Genomic DNA, 14,242 nt, shown 5'->3' on the forward strand with positions numbered 1-14,242 from the left:
CGCCCAACCCGCAGCGAAAGCCGTGTCGCGCGGGGCGAACGGCGCAGATGCACTTCTACGGGAGGGATCCCCTCAAGAATGATCGATTCCACAGGTCAATGCCCCTATCGTTCCGCACTGCCACGGGAAAGGCTTTGACACCCTTGTTCAGCTATGGCAAGGCACCCCAATTCATCTTAGCGTCCAAGACCTGAAGGAACTGACATGCCCAAAGAAGAATGGGGTGTAAAGCGCGTCTGCCCGACTACTGGCAAACGCTTCTACGACCTGAACAAGCGCCCGATCGTTAGCCCTTACACCGGCGAAGCCGTTAACATCGACACCGGGACCAAGACCCGCGTGCTGGCTGCGGACAAGGATGATGCGGATGCGGTCAAGGCCAAAGAGGCCGAAGACGATCTGCTGCTGGACGACGACGACACCGATCTCGAGGACGATGTGTCCATCGAAGACGATGCCGACGTACTGGACGATGACGACGAAGAGGACACTGTGTCTCTCGACGAAATCGCCGATGTCAGCAACGAAGGTGACGACGAGTAATCTTGTCGTGAAAAAGTGCGGCGCGGGAGAGATTTTCCGCTTGCGCCGCAGCCCGCGTCTTTCTATCTAGACGCACGGTTTGGGGCCTTAGCTCAGCTGGGAGAGCGCCTGCATGGCATGCAGGAGGTCAGCGGTTCGATCCCGCTAGGCTCCACCAAACCCCTCTTTCTCGATCAGTCACGCCATTGCGTGCGTCGCTTGGTTTTATTGGCGCCAGTCTTCTCGCGTTAGTTAACGCAAGCAGGTCAGATTATTTTCCGAATACCCGGTAATACAGCCAATCTGGCAGGAACTGGGAGCCGCGGAACAGCCACGAAAACACACGCGGAAAGCTCTTTTTGAAATCGCTCGTACACATGTGGTCGAACATTTCTTGGGCAGCTTCCTCTGGCGTCATCAGGAATGGCATAGAAAAGTCATTCTTGTCCGTGAGCCGTGTTTTGATGAAGCCGGGGTTCGCGATTTGGACATCGACGCCTGTGTTGCGCAGGTCTGCATACATGCCCTCGGCCAGCCACATGTTGCCTGCTTTTGATGCGCCGTAGCCTGTGGCACCGGGCAACCCGCGAAAGCCTGAAAGTGAGCCTGTGATAACGATATGGCCCGCGTCCCGCGCAACCATCTGGCCGATGACTGCGCCGACCGCCCGAGCAGAGCCTGTGAAGTTGATGTCGCACATCGCCTCAACCTGCTCCGCGTTCCAGTCTTGGGCCGATTGCGGCCAGTAGACGCCGGCCAAATAGACCATGCCATCAATGTGCCCGATTTCGGCGGCGGTGCCTTCAACACTTTCCAGAACGCCAACATCGACCGTCAGCGCGCTGGCTTTGCCCGGCATTTCGGCGACCAGCGCATCAAGCTTGTCCTGACTGCGGGCTGAAACAATCACCTCGGCCCCTGCCGCATTCAGTTTGAGCGCGAGCGCGCGGCCCAATCCTTCGGATGCGCCGATCAGCCAGTAACGTTTTCCCTGAAATTCTCTCATTCGACTTTCCGCATGGTGGCAACAAGTTCGGCTACTTTCACACCAAACTTTCGAAACTGCGAGCGATTCATCACCGTGCCGTTTTCCATCAGGTACATCCAATCGGTCACATCCAGCACATGGCCGCCGGCGTCATCTGGCAGCTTGATCCGGTAGGTCAGCTTCACGGCGGAGCCTTCCTGCGTGCCTTCACCCTCACCGATGATGTCAGGCGCAGTGGCTTTGATCTGGCCGTCATTACCGATCTTGAGGGACCAGATCCGGTCCTGGGTGCTGCCGCTGTCGTAGCGAAAATGTTCAGTCATGGATCCGGTGTTGCCGTCCCACGTGGCGTTCATATCGGCCACAAAGCGGGATGAAACACGCCCAGTGGGGCCGTAAATGATGCCTTCGCACTGGATCTGGCCGTCGAGGTGTTGGCGGATGTCGAATTGGGGCGTCTGCTCGGCGTAGTCGCTGGGGCGTTGCGCGGGAAAAGCCGCATAACGAAACCGCGCCCAGACAAGGCTGAGCGTTAGGACCACGCCAAGGCCAACAAGAAGCAGCGATTCCATCCGTTATGTCTCCGTCAGTCGGGTCACGCTGAGCAGGGCCAGCGCGAACAGTTTGAGGATGCAGGGCAGGCCCGCATAGAGCAGTGTCAGAGTCATCAGGGCGTCCGGCGTGTTGGTCATGCCAGCCTGAAATCCGTTAACCTCTAGGATTGGAAGTAGTGTGATCGCAGCAATTGCGAGCGTGAACTTTGACACAAAGGACCAAAGGCCAAAGCCGTTGCCTGCATTTGGAGCGATTTTCGCCATGTGGCGCGCGAATATCGCGGGCAAAAGCGTGAGGTCCGCGCCCAAGGTTGCGCCGGAGGCCACGCAGATCACGGCAAACAACGCGGTGTCGCCAGTGCCCAGCGTAAGGGCAAAGCCAAATGTCGCAATCGCAAGCATCATCCCCGCCAAGAGCATCGGTTTGGGGCCATAACGCTCTGCGAGGCGCCCCCAAGCAGGGGCCGATAGAGCCGCCGCGAGGAAGAATAGCAACAGCAAGGGCCCCTCCATGCCGGGGGCATCAAGGCGGCTTTCGACGAAAAACAAAAACAGCGTTGAGGTAACTGCCACTGGTGCCGCGTTTAGGAGTGCAATCAACAGGAGGCGCCGGGCGGTTGCGTCCCGCAGGATGTCGCCCATAGGGGTGCTGGGCGCGGTGGCCTCGGACCGCCATTCATTCCGCATGAGCCAGAGGGCCATTAGTGTGAGGGCGGAAAATAGGCCTGCGTAGGCCACAAAGGGCGCGCCACTGAACGCCAGCGCCACAGGGGCCACAGATGCCACGCACACCCCGATCAGCGCGCCCGTTTCGCGCCATGTCGCAAGGCGGACGTGTCCGTCGCCCATCATATCGGCCTTCAGCACGCCTTGGGCGTAGAATGAAATTGTAAGGAGTGAGAACCCCGAAAACAGCCCCGCGAGCGTGAGGGCAAACCACCAGATTGCATCGATGGGTGGTGTCACGGCAAATAGCCCCCACATCGAGATGGCCATCACGATGCCACCTAGTGCCACTAGAGACGGGCGATATTTACGACCTGCCTCAGACAGCCAGCCAAAGAACGGGTCTTGGATGACGTCAATCAGGCGCAGTAAAAATAGGACTGTCGCCAGCGCGCCCAGCGAAACGCCGTAGTTATCGACGTAAAATTTGGGGGCGTGGATATAGATGGGCAGGCCGGCCGCCGAAAGTACGGCTGCAAAGACCGCATAGCGGGGCAAGCCTAGCGCGCGGGCGGATGTCACCGCGACACCTCCTCCGGGGGTGGGGCGGGGCGTGTGCGGAAACGTGCGCCCTTCCACCACAGTTTGAGCGCTTGCCAGTGGATCAGTGCCATCACCCGCCGCGCGCCAAGGGGCCGGCGCAGTGCGGCAAACGCCAAACCCTTCGAGGTCAGCGGCTGACGCTTGCCGCAGAGTGTCGCGATCAGCCCGCCTTTGCCGCCAGAATAGTCGATCCAGACGCCGATACGTTCATCGGTAATGTTGAAGCGGAAGGTGTAATCGCCTTCGACCTTTTGGAACGGAGAAACGTAAAAGATTTTGCTCGCGTGCATCTCTGTCTCGGCGGTGATCGGAGACAGGTTGTCTGTGTGACATAGGTACGAGTGGCGGTCACCGTAGGTGTTGCTGACCTCTGCGATGACGACGCGCAGTTCGTTTTCGACATCATAGCAGAGCCAGAACGAGACAGGGTTGAACACATAGCCAAACATGCGCGGCTGGGTCAGCAACAGGGTTTTGCCCCGCCGGAAGTGCAGCCCATAGGTTTGCAGTACCTGATTGACCCAGCTTAACCCACGCCCTTCGCCGCGCGGGCCGCCGTGATCAACGTCGTATACCGCCGCAAGATTGCGACGGTTGCGAGAAAACAGCGCGGGCAGGGGGCCTTCGTCCTCTAGATCTAGCAGGACGTAATCGATTGAATACTTGAACGCATTCTCAACCGCGCCTTTGCGCCCGTGCCAGGTGTGCCCCGGAATATGTTCCAGGACACGGGTCATTCGGCGGCCATGGCCACGCTGGTTGCGTCCAGCGCCTGCACGACGTCGTATGCCGAAGCATAGCCATCTTCATGGAAGCCGTTGCGCATCCACGCGCCACAGAACCACGTGTTGGCGGTGCCGTTCGTGGCCTTGATCCGTTCCACAGCGGCGGTCATCGTGAGGTCATAAATCGGGTGGGCGAAGTCGACCTCATCATAGATCAATTCCTCCCGGATGGGGGCTTGTGAATTGAGCGTGACCAGCAGCAGATCATCGTGTGGGATCGGCTGAAGCGAGTTCATCCAGTAGGTCAGGTCGATCTTGTCGCCCTGTTTGCCCGCGGCCTCGGTGTAGACCCAGCTGGCCCAACAGGATTTCCGCTTGGGCATGGTGTTGGGGTCTGCGTGCAGTGTGGCGCGGTTGGGTTGATAGCGTACCGCGCTAAGGTTGTCGCGTTCGGTCGGCGTGGCGTCAGACAGCATCGCGAGGGTCTGATCCGAATGGGTGGCAAAGATCACCTCATCATAGACCTTCCACTCATCACCCTTGGCCTTGATCTCAACCCCGCCACCGGGAATGCGTTTCACCGCATTTACGGGCGTGGATTTGCGGATCGCCACGGCGCGGGATTTCAGTGCATGTTCCAACCGGCGCACATATTCGATCGATCCGCCATCCACAGTGTACCATTGGTGCTGGCCGGTGGTGGACATAAGTGCGTGGTTTTTGAAGAACTTGACCAAGGCCTGCGCCGGGAAGTCCATGACGTTTTGCGTTGGTGTGGACCAGATCGCGCCGGACATTGGGGCCAAATACCAATCCCGAAAGCCTTGGCTGAGCCGCAGTTGATCACACAGCTCATTGAGGGTGATGTCGGGGTCCTGCGCGACTTGATCGGCGTTGTTGTTGAACTTAAAGATGTCCGCGACCATGCGCAGAAACTTGGGTGAGGCGATGTTGCTGCGTGTTGCAAACAGCGAGTCGAGCGATTGCAGCCCGTATTCCATCGCGCCGCCGCCAAAGGATGCGCCAAAGGACATGTTGGATTTGGCCACCGGCACATCCAGTTCCGCAAACAGGCGCGTCAGGTGGGGGTAGTTGGCGTAGTTGTAAACGATAAATCCGGTGTCCACGGCTTGGTCACCGCGTTTGCCCGCCATCACGGTGCGTGCATGCCCGCCAATGCGCCCTTCTGCTTCATAAAGCGTCACGGAGTGTGTTTGGCTAAGGTGATAGGCCGCAGCCATCCCTGATATTCCGCCGCCCACGATAGCGATCCGCTTGGGTGCAAAGGTGTCAACTTCAGATGGCACTGGTCGTCCTCTCACTGTCTAGTTCTGTTTACATGTACGTCATGGGTTCGGAATTGGTTCAGTTTTTTTTGCTATTTTTGAATTTTTCTTATGGAGAGTGATCCGGTTGAGTGCCACTCGCGTAATAAGATTATGTTGATTGCTGTGACACAAAGTCGGATGATGTGGCCTGAGCCTGCGGAACTCCCCGCTGGTCGGGACCGAAAGCACGCGCCGACCGTGACACATGCAAAGACAGACGAAGCGCACTGGGTTGCGCGATTGGTGGCTGTTGGCACCAACAGGGATCAGGCGGCTTTTGCCGAGCTGTTTCGTCACTATGCCCCGCGTGTGAAGGCGTTTTTGATCAAATCAGGTGCCGACCACGCAATGGCAGAAGAGTGTATGCAGGACGTGATGGCGACCCTGTGGCGCAAGTCGCATTTGTATGATCCTGGGCGGGCGTCGGTGGCCACATGGATTTTCACGATCGCCCGGAACCGACGCATCGATATGATTCGAAAGTCCCGCCGGCCTGAGCCAGAAGAATTGCCTTGGGGGCCTGAGGCGGCTCCGGAACAGGCGGATGTTCTCGCATTGCAACAAGACAGCGCGCGGCTCGCCGAAGCGTTGAAACAACTTCCCGAAAAACAGCGCTATCTGGTAGAGCGCGCGTTTTTCGGAGACATGACACATAGCGAAATCGCCGCAGAGACGGGTTTGCCCCTTGGCACAATCAAGTCGCGGATTAGGTTGGCGATTGAAAGATTGCGCCATTCGATGGGCGCGGAGGCATAGAACGACATGATCACACATCATATTCCTGATGATTTGCTAATGGGTTACGCGGCTGGCGGGTTGTCAGAAGCGTTTGACCTTGTTGTGGCGTCGCATGTCTCGCTCAACGATGACGCCCGTGCGCGTTTGTCCAGCTTTGAGGCGCTTGGCGGCGCGGTCCTAGAGGGGGCAGAGACCGCTGAACTGGCTGATGACAGCTTTGAAGCGACCATGGCGCGGATTATGGGCACGGCTCCCGCAGATACCGTACGCGAAGAAGCGAAGGCCCCGGCGCGCCACGCGACCTTCCCCAAGTGCCTGCGCGACTACGTGGGCGGCGACATCGAGGCCGTGCAATGGCGGCCTGTGGGCATGGGCGTCAAACAGGCGGTTCTGCCAACTGGCGATGGTGAGGCGACTGCGCGTCTGCTGTATATCCCCGCGGGTCAGGCGATGCCCGATCACGGGCACAACGGGGTTGAGGTCACGCTGGTTCTGCAAGGCGCGTTTATCGATGAAGACGGTCGGTTCGCACGCGGTGACATTGAGGTCGCGACCCAAGAGACCGAACATACGCCTGTCGCGGATATCGGCGAGGATTGCATTTGCCTCGTGGTGACGGACGCGCCACTGCGCTTCAACGGGTTACTACCCAAAATCGCCCAGAAAATCCTGCGCATTTAACTCTATGACGTTTGAGTTATGGGCCGCATTCGCGGTGTTCTGGGCGTTGTTTGTCACTACGCCTGGGCCGAATGCGGTGAACTGCATCACCGTGGGTATGCACGTCGGGCTGCCGCGCGCCTTCATCACTGTCGGTGCAATCCTGTTGCAAGCATTGTTGTTCATGTGGGCCGCCGCCCTTGGATTGGCGGCGTTGATCGTTACGACACCTACCCTTTTCTTTGTGCTGCAAATTGCGGGTGCCGCGTTGCTTGTCTGGATCGGGTTGCGTGCGTTTCTGGGGGCTGATCGTCCGCCGGTAGTGCCCGACCAAGCGGGCGGTTTGTTTTGGCGCGCGTTTTGGATTGCGACTATTAATGCCAAATCGCTTGCGGGCTACATCGCGGCGTTTAGCCAGTTTTTGGATCCTACACGCCCGGTCATCGGGCAGATGGCGTTCATCATGCCAACCGCGCTTAGCCTAACGGCACTGAGCTACGCCGGTTTTACAACGCTTGGGGCGGTGTTGGGGCGGGCTGCGTTGGGTGCGGTGTTTCATACGGCCTTTCGCCGGGTCATGGCGGTGTGTTTCATCGGCTACGGGCTTGCGTTGTTCGCACTGGCGATCGTGGCATGAGCCGCTTTGCCCCCTCCCGTCGGGAGCATCGGTTTCGCGTGGCCGTATCGCTGACTGCATTCGCGTTCATTGGGTTTGTGATGTTTGGGGATGGTGTGCCCGATTGGCGTTGGCTTGAATTCGCGGTCTACGCGGGGATGCTTTTCATGTGGCTTGGCGGATCGTCGGCCTATGCGCTTTGGCGCGCAGGCCAGTAGACACCATGCCCTATGCGCGGTAGGGCCACGCCATGAGCAGCGAATATAACCCACCCACAGACCCCATTCCCGTCATCTATCATGATGATGACATTCTTTTGGTGGATAAGCCCGAGGGGCTGTTATCCGTACCGGGCAAGGGTGAGCATTTGGCAGATTGCCTGCTGTCGCGGCTACAGGACATGTTCCCAGAGGTGCTTTTGTGTCACCGATTGGATCGGGATACATCGGGCATCATGATCTTTGCGCTGACCAAGCTTGCGCAACGCAAATTGGGTCGCGCGTTTGAGACAAAGCGCGTCAAGAAGCGCTACATCGCTCGTGTCTGGGGCGAAGTTGCGGAATCAAAGGGCACTATTGATTTGCCCTTGATCGTTGATTGGCCGAACCGTCCCTTGCAGCACGTGAATTACGAAACCGGTAAACCTGCGGTGACCGATTGGGAACGCATGGAGGTCGTGGACGGCACCACGCGCATGAAGTTGATGCCGCGCACTGGCCGTAGCCATCAGCTGCGTGTGCATATGCTGGAACTGGGGCACCCAATTCTGGGGGACCCGTTCTATGCTGATGGGCCTGCTCTCGCGTTTCCGCGGATGATGCTTCATGCCGAAGGGCTTAAGCTAGAGCACCCAATCACCGGCAAGATGGAGCGTTTTGAGGCGCCCTGTCCGTACTAAGCGGCTTTGCCTTTAGCCGCTTGTTCCGGGCGTAGGAAAACCGGCTCTAGCGGGGTGGATTGTGCGGGCTGGTATGCGTAGCCCCCTGCCGTGAACGCCGCTAGATCTGCGGGATCAGTGATGCGGGTTTCAATCATAAACCGTGCCAGAGCGCCGCGTGCTTGTTTGGCATAAAAGCTGATGACTTTGGCGCCGCCCGGTTTGTCCTCAAGGAACTTTGGCGTGATCACGGCGGGCTTTAACGCCTTGGTATCGACGGCGCCGAAATACTCCTGCGAGGCGCAGTTTAGCAGGTGTGTGGCCCCAGTTTCTGCCGCCTGAGCGTTAAGTGCATCAGCCAGTTTGGTGCCCCAATATGCATATAGTGTTTTGCCGTTAGGGTTGGCCAATCGGCTGCCCATTTCCAGCCGGTAGGGCCGTGCCTCATCCAGCGGGCGCAGTAACCCGTAAAGGCCTGACAGAATGCGCAGGTGGTCTTGGGCGTGGCGCAATGCGTCCTCGGACAAGGTCGTCGCGTCCAGCCCGGTGTATGTGTCCCCATCGAACATCAAGGCGGCGGGGGCGGTGTCCTGTGCTGCAAAACCTGCAAACCTGTCCGCGTTCAACTTGGCAAGATTTTCACTGATATGCATCAATTTTTGCAACTGCGGCACTGACAGATCGCGTGCGATTTGGGTCAGTTCGGCGACCTCATCTGGGAACTGTGGTTGCGTCAACGGCAACGTCGTCGTGCGGCTGGTGTCTAGCTTTTTGGCGGGCGACAGCACTGTGAGCATGGGGATCTCCTATCTGGTGTCTTATAGATAAGGGCTGAGGGGCTGAGGTCTAGCGCGATTGCAAAACTTCGAGAAAGGCTTCGCCAAAACGTTCCGCATGGCGGTCACCCAGAATGCGGGCAATTTGGCTGGCATCAGCGGGCGCAGTGGCAACTTTGGCCAGCATAGATGACGAACAGGACAGCGGTTTTTGCGTACCATCGTCGCCACGCATCAGGTCGGCCTGCACGCTGAGCAGCGCGTCATAGACATCACCCTCGGAGCGTCCCGCCAGTTTGCGCCGCGCGGGATGCACATTGGCGGATTGCTCACCTGTTATTACTTCCAAAAAGTTGCGCCCATATTTTTCGAGCTTTTTGGCGCCGACACCGCCTATGCGCGCCATCGCGTCCAGCGTCATGGGCCGGGTTTCGGCCATCTCAATCAGGGTGCGGTCATTAAAGATCATGTAGGCCGGTAGGCTTTCGGCGTCTGCAAGGGCACGGCGCTTTGCCTTGAGCGCCGATAGCAGGGGCGCGTCTTCTTCGCTGACCAACGCTTTGACGGCGGGGCGGCGTTCGGCGGTTTTCAGGGTGTCGCGGCGCAGGGTAATGTTGGCCTCACCGCGCAAAATGGGCCGGGCGGCTTGGGTCATGCGGAACGCGCCGTGCCGTTCGGGATCGGGGCGGATTAGGTCTTGGCCCATCATTTGCCGAAAGATCGCCTGCCAGATGGGCTTCGAATGTTCCCGCCCCACGCCAAAGGTTGGCAGCGCGTCATGGCCACGTTGGCAGATACGGTCTGTGGCGTTGCCCAGCAGAATGTCGATCAGGTGGCCTGCGCCAAACCGTTCATCGGTGCGCAGGATCGCCGATAGCGCCTTGCGCACCGAGGTCGTGGCATCAAACAGGTCGGGCGGCGTTTCGCACAGATCGCAGTTGCCACAGGTCACTTCGGTTTCGCCAAAGTAGGCAAGCAGGCTTTTGCGGCGGCATTCGTGGGCCTCTGCCAGTCCCAAAAGCGCATTGAGCCGCGCGTGATCGGCGAATTTCATTTCCGGAGGGGCGAGGCCCTCATCAATCTGTTGTCGGCGGAAGCGAATGTCGTCGCTGCCGTAGAGCGTGAGGGTGTCGGCGGGGGCACCATCGCGCCCTGCACGGCCGATTTCTTGGTAATAGGCTTCAACAGATTTTGGCAGGTCCGCGTGCGCAACCCAACGGATATCGGGTTTGTCGATGCCCATGCCGAACGCGATGGTCGCCACGACAATCAGCCCATCTTCGGCCTGAAAACGGCGCTCAACGATGCGGCGGTCATCGGCCTCCATGCCGCCATGATAGTGACATGCGGAATGCCCAGCTTCGCTGAGGGCGCGCGCAAGGCTTTCAGTTTTGTTGCGGGTGCCGCAATATACGATGCCCGATTGACCTTTGCGCGCAGCAGCAAACCCGAGGATTTGGTTCCGGGGGCTGTCTTTGGCTGCAAAGGCCAGCGTCAGGTTGGGGCGGTCAAAGCCATGCAGAAACGTTTCGGGCGGGATGCCGTCGAACAGGCGGGTTACGATTTCATCGCGGGTCTCTGCATCCGCGGTCGCGGTGAAGGCCGCCAGTGGAACGTCGAGTGTTTTACGTAACTCGCCGATGCGCAGGTAGTCGGGGCGAAAATCGTGGCCCCATTGGCTGACGCAGTGGGCTTCGTCCACAGCAATCAGATTGCAACCTGCGCGTTTTAGCATCCGTTCGGTGCCCGATGATGCCAGTCGTTCTGGCGCGATATAGAGCAGTTTGAGCGTCCCGGCCTCAATCGCGCTCCAGACGGCGTCGGTTTCTTCTTCGGTATTGCCAGAGGTTAGCGCGCCTGCGACCACGCCCGCCTCCTGCAGGGCGCGCACCTGATCGCGCATCAAGGCAATCAGCGGCGAAATCACGACGGTGATCCCCTCTCGACAGAGGGCAGGCAGTTGGAAACACAGACTTTTGCCCCCGCCTGTTGGCATAATCGCGAGTGTGTTTTTGCCCCCTAGAACGGCCTCTACGATGTCTTCCTGCCCCGGGCGGAAGGCAGAGAATCCAAAAACGGACGCAAGAAGCTCGGTCGGGCTTGGCGTTGTGTGGGGCATGGGCCTCAGGATCAGAAGATGTGCTCGATTTTCTATGAATCTTTCACATTAACAGCCCGTGAACAAGGCTTGCGCCGCGACAGTTTGCGCGACTTTTTAGGGCGGTTTTCCCAATTTTGCCCTTTCATGGGGGTCGTGCGACGCTTAAGTCCATGTCCACCTTTAACAAAAGGGGATCAATCATGACCCTGCTTAAATCTGCCCTCATCGGAGCCCTCCTGCTCAGCACTTCGGGCGCGTTCGCCCAAGAGGTGACGCTGCGGTTCCAACACTTCGTGTCACCTGCCTCCGCGAACCCCAAACACTTTATGCAGCCTTGGGCTGATAAGGTTGAGGCGGATTCTGGTGGGCGTATCAAGGTTGAATTGTACCCCTTCATGCAGCTGGGCGGTGGCGCCGCAGAAATGTATGACCTGATCGCGGATGGCGCGGTGGATGGCGGTTGGGTGATCCCCGGATACCAGCCGGGCCGTTTCCCGGAAGCCGAGGCGCTTGAGTTACCATTTATGGTCACGAAATCCGGTGAAGAAGCGTCCATGGCCGCGTGGGATTTCACCCAAGAGCATCTGATGGATGACTTTTCCGATGTTCACCTGATTGCGGCGCATATGCATGGGCGCGGTTTGGTTCATAAAACGGGCCCCGGTATTCGACAGGTGTCTGATTTTGAAGGCCTGAACCTGCGTGGCCCATCACGGGCCGCGACGCTGTTGCTGGATAAGTTGGGTGCAAATCCCATCGGCATGCCCGTGCCCGCGTTTCCTGAGGCGCTGGCCAAGGGCGTGTTGGATGGCGGCGTGATCACATATGAAATGTCACCCTCGCTTAAGCTGGATGAGTTGACCGATAGTCATACCGATGTGGCCGGGGAAAAGTCGCTTTATAATCTGTTCTTTATTTGGGCGATGAACAAAGACAGCTATGCCGCGTTGCCCGATGATCTAAAGGCTGTGATCGATGCCAATTCGGGTCCTATGGCCTCTGCTTGGGCGGGCCGGGCCCATGACGTCGGCGACAAAGAAGGTCGTCAGGTTTTAGTTGATGCGGGCAATGAATTGGCGGAAATCTCAGCCGAAACCACGGCTGAGATCATGGCGCTGGGCGATGAGGTCATCGCTGAGTGGATCGCTGATGTGACTGCCAAGGGTCTTGATGGGGCTGGTTTGGTCGCATCGGCGCGGGCCAAAGTCGCCGCGAACCGTATGCCCGCCAACTAGCCGGCTTTTTGTACCAAGGTGATCAGCGTCTCGCCGTAGCGACGCTGGTCAACCTGTTCAAAGCCCTCGGGAACCTCGGGGGCTTTTGCGTCTTCCCAGACCAGCATTGCACCGGGGGCGATCCAGTCGTTCAGGGCAGTGACCGCGGCCTCACCCAATGATTTTCCGTATGGCGGATCAAGAAACACCAGATCAAAGGGCGCACCGGGACAGGGGCCTGCTTTGCGTGCGTCGCGTGTAATGACCTGCGCGTCGGCGCCTAGCATTTGAATGTTTTCGCGCAAGATTGCCTGCGATTTGCGCCCGTTTTCAATAAAAACGGCCGCCTCGGCACCACGTGACAGGGCCTCTAGACCCAAGGCCCCGGTGCCTGCAAATACGTCCAACACGCGGGCATCTGTACACAGATCGCCGTGGGTGCCGTTCTGCAAAAGGTTGAACAGGCTTTCGCGGGTGCGGTCCGTCGTGGGGCGCAGGTGGGCTGCCGTATCGCCCTTGCCTACGCTGGCCAGCCGCCGTCCGCGCCAGTTTCCGCCAATGATCCTCACGCCATGAGCGCCTTGGCATCGACGCTTGCGTCCGCAACCAGTCCAGGGTCAGGGGATCGGCCGGCTTCAATCATACGTTTGCCGACCATGTAGCCGCGCGGATCGTTCATGGCATCTACGGCCAGCAGTGTGTCGTTCGCGTAGTACCAATGCGAGCGCGCGGTTCCGCCGTCGCGCACGACGACACGGTCGTAGCCGGTGTTCAGGCCCGCAATCTGGAGCTTGATGTCGTATTGGTCGGACCAAAACCATGGCTTGGCCACGTAATCTACGCCTGCGCCAAGCATGTTGCGGGCCACTATCTCGGCCTGATCAATGGCGTTTGGCACGCTTTCGAGCCGGATGCGGTGGCCGCGATAGGGGAATGAAGCGCAATCGCCTGCCGCCCAAACGTCCGGCGCGCTGGTGCGACCTTGGGCGTCTGTCGCGATCCCGTTGTCGAGGGTTAGGCCCGCGGCTTCGGCCAATGCGGTGCCGGGCGCGATGCCCACGCCGACGATAACCATATCGCAGGCCAACTCAGCCCCATCGCTGAGCCGTGCACCAGTGACGTGGTCATTGCCGATCAGGCCGCCAAGCCCTACACCTTCGCGGATATCGACACCGTGCGCAGTGTGGAGGGCCCGGAAATAGTCAGAGGTTTCTGGGGCGGCAACGCGTTGCAAGATCCGGTCGGCCATCTCAACCAGCGTCACATGCATGCCCCTTTTGGCGCAAACGGCTGCGGCCTCGAGCCCGATGTAGCCACCGCCCACGACCAAAACGCGACCGCCTTGGGTCACGTGGGGGGCCATTGCGTCAACGTCGGCCAGATCGCGCACAGTATAGACGCCGCCAAGCGTGCCACCGGCAGAGGCGGGCAATTTTCGTGGAACCGACCCAGTGGTCAGGGCGAGTTGATCGTAGCCGAGCGCCTCATCGCCGATGGCGATGGTCTTGGCGGCAGTGTCGATCGCGGTGACCTGTGTGCCAAGGCGCAGGGCAATGTTGTTTTCATCATAGAAACTTTGGGGGCGCAGGAACAAACGCTCCAGCGTCATATCGCCCAGCAGATACGCTTTGGACAGCGGGGGCCGTTGATAGGGAGGGACCGCTTCGGCGCCGATCAGGGTGATGTTGCCGTCAAACCCTTCACCGCGCAGCTTCGCTACCAAAGAAGCGCCTGCCTGCCCTGCGCCAATGACCGCAATATGCGTCATAATATGCCCTTTCACTGGCCGTGTTCCGACCGACACCCTATATCGCTGATTACTGGAAACACAATCAGGGACGGGGATCTCTTTTATGACCATTTCAACCGGCGAT

At 59.0% G+C, this 14,242-nt stretch carries 16 protein-coding genes and 1 tRNA gene; 8 read left to right on the forward strand and 9 right to left on the reverse strand.

Features of this window, described 5'->3' with window-relative positions; genetic code table 11:
• Nucleotides 1–204 precede the first annotated feature (204 nt).
• Together AC4GMC_RS13395 and AC4GMC_RS13400 are read left to right on the forward strand one after the other, a co-directional pair.
• Nucleotides 205–543, forward strand: a complete 339-nt coding sequence (locus AC4GMC_RS13395) for a TIGR02300 family protein (protein ID WP_038005703.1) — start codon at nt 205–207, stop codon at nt 541–543.
• A gap of 81 nt (nt 544–624) precedes the next feature.
• Nucleotides 625–700, forward strand: a tRNA-Ala gene (locus tag AC4GMC_RS13400).
• A gap of 93 nt (nt 701–793) precedes the next feature.
• Here the strand turns inward: AC4GMC_RS13400 and AC4GMC_RS13405 are convergent.
• From AC4GMC_RS13405 to AC4GMC_RS13425, 5 genes are read right to left on the reverse strand one after another with little or no spacing between them, the layout of a single operon-like run.
• Nucleotides 794–1,528, reverse strand: a complete 735-nt coding sequence (locus AC4GMC_RS13405) for an SDR family NAD(P)-dependent oxidoreductase (RefSeq protein ID WP_487877739.1) — start codon at nt 1,526–1,528, stop codon at nt 794–796.
• Nucleotides 1,525–2,082: a DUF3833 domain-containing protein gene (locus AC4GMC_RS13410; RefSeq protein WP_487879140.1), complete on the reverse strand. Its 558-nt coding sequence runs from the start codon at nt 2,080–2,082 to the stop codon at nt 1,525–1,527. Before AC4GMC_RS13410 ends, AC4GMC_RS13405 begins: the two co-directional genes overlap by 4 nt.
• A gap of 3 nt (nt 2,083–2,085) precedes the next feature.
• The gene (locus tag AC4GMC_RS13415; RefSeq protein ID WP_488093721.1) at nt 2,086–3,312 is read right to left on the reverse strand and encodes an MFS transporter; all 1,227 of its coding nucleotides are present in this window, start codon (nt 3,310–3,312) and stop codon (nt 2,086–2,088) included.
• Nucleotides 3,309–4,070, reverse strand: coding sequence for a DUF1365 domain-containing protein (locus AC4GMC_RS13420; RefSeq protein ID WP_487878426.1), 762 nt, complete (start codon nt 4,068–4,070; stop codon nt 3,309–3,311). The genes AC4GMC_RS13415 and AC4GMC_RS13420 overlap by 4 nt, the downstream gene beginning before the upstream one ends.
• Nucleotides 4,067–5,365 carry an NAD(P)/FAD-dependent oxidoreductase gene (locus AC4GMC_RS13425; RefSeq protein WP_487878425.1) on the reverse strand — a complete coding sequence of 433 codons (1,299 nt, stop codon included), beginning with the start codon at nt 5,363–5,365 and terminating at the stop codon, nt 4,067–4,069. Before AC4GMC_RS13425 ends, AC4GMC_RS13420 begins: the two co-directional genes overlap by 4 nt.
• A 219-nt stretch (nt 5,366–5,584) precedes the next feature.
• Between AC4GMC_RS13425 and AC4GMC_RS13430 the strand changes: the two genes are divergently transcribed.
• From AC4GMC_RS13430 to AC4GMC_RS13450, 5 genes are read left to right on the forward strand one after another with little or no spacing between them, the layout of a single operon-like run.
• Nucleotides 5,585–6,142 (forward strand): sigma-70 family RNA polymerase sigma factor, encoded by a 558-nt coding sequence (locus AC4GMC_RS13430; RefSeq protein ID WP_038005997.1) that lies wholly within the window; start codon nt 5,585–5,587, stop codon nt 6,140–6,142.
• Between the two features lie 6 nt (nt 6,143–6,148).
• Nucleotides 6,149–6,805 carry a ChrR family anti-sigma-E factor gene (locus AC4GMC_RS13435; protein ID WP_487878672.1) on the forward strand — a complete coding sequence of 219 codons (657 nt, stop codon included), beginning with the start codon at nt 6,149–6,151 and terminating at the stop codon, nt 6,803–6,805.
• Nucleotides 6,806–6,809: 4 nt separating this feature from the next.
• Nucleotides 6,810–7,421 carry a LysE family translocator gene (locus tag AC4GMC_RS13440; RefSeq protein ID WP_487878673.1) on the forward strand — a complete coding sequence of 204 codons (612 nt, stop codon included), beginning with the start codon at nt 6,810–6,812 and terminating at the stop codon, nt 7,419–7,421.
• Complete coding sequence (locus AC4GMC_RS13445; RefSeq protein ID WP_487878674.1) at nt 7,418–7,618, forward strand: hypothetical protein; 201 nt, start codon at nt 7,418–7,420, stop codon at nt 7,616–7,618. The genes AC4GMC_RS13440 and AC4GMC_RS13445 overlap by 4 nt, the downstream gene beginning before the upstream one ends.
• 32 nt (nt 7,619–7,650) lie before the next feature.
• Nucleotides 7,651–8,298, forward strand: a complete 648-nt coding sequence (locus AC4GMC_RS13450; RefSeq protein ID WP_487878675.1) for an RluA family pseudouridine synthase — start codon at nt 7,651–7,653, stop codon at nt 8,296–8,298.
• On the opposite strand, the gene yaaA is transcribed toward AC4GMC_RS13450, so the two are convergent.
• Both yaaA and recQ read right to left on the reverse strand, forming a co-directional pair.
• Entirely contained in the window at nt 8,295–9,074 is a 780-nt protein-coding gene (gene yaaA / locus AC4GMC_RS13455; protein ID WP_487878676.1) for a peroxide stress protein YaaA, read from the reverse strand. The two genes, AC4GMC_RS13450 and yaaA, sit on opposite strands and share 4 nt — an antisense overlap.
• 49 nt (nt 9,075–9,123) lie before the next feature.
• Nucleotides 9,124–11,172, reverse strand: coding sequence for a DNA helicase RecQ (recQ, locus tag AC4GMC_RS13460; RefSeq protein WP_487876988.1), 2,049 nt, complete (start codon nt 11,170–11,172; stop codon nt 9,124–9,126).
• 182 nt (nt 11,173–11,354) lie between these two features.
• Between recQ and AC4GMC_RS13465 the strand changes: the two genes are divergently transcribed.
• Nucleotides 11,355–12,389, forward strand: coding sequence for a TRAP transporter substrate-binding protein (locus tag AC4GMC_RS13465; RefSeq protein ID WP_487876989.1), 1,035 nt, complete (start codon nt 11,355–11,357; stop codon nt 12,387–12,389).
• Here the strand turns inward: AC4GMC_RS13465 and rsmD are convergent.
• Together rsmD and AC4GMC_RS13475 are read right to left on the reverse strand one after the other, a co-directional pair.
• A complete protein-coding gene (rsmD, locus tag AC4GMC_RS13470; protein WP_487876990.1) occupies nt 12,386–12,937 on the reverse strand; it encodes a 16S rRNA (guanine(966)-N(2))-methyltransferase RsmD in 552 nt (183 codons plus the stop codon). The two genes, AC4GMC_RS13465 and rsmD, sit on opposite strands and share 4 nt — an antisense overlap.
• Nucleotides 12,934–14,136 carry an NAD(P)/FAD-dependent oxidoreductase gene (locus AC4GMC_RS13475; protein WP_487876991.1) on the reverse strand — a complete coding sequence of 401 codons (1,203 nt, stop codon included), beginning with the start codon at nt 14,134–14,136 and terminating at the stop codon, nt 12,934–12,936. The genes rsmD and AC4GMC_RS13475 overlap by 4 nt, the downstream gene beginning before the upstream one ends.
• Nucleotides 14,137–14,242: the final 106 nt, after the last annotated feature.

The sequence above is a fragment of the Thalassobacter sp. genome (genome assembly GCF_982993085.1).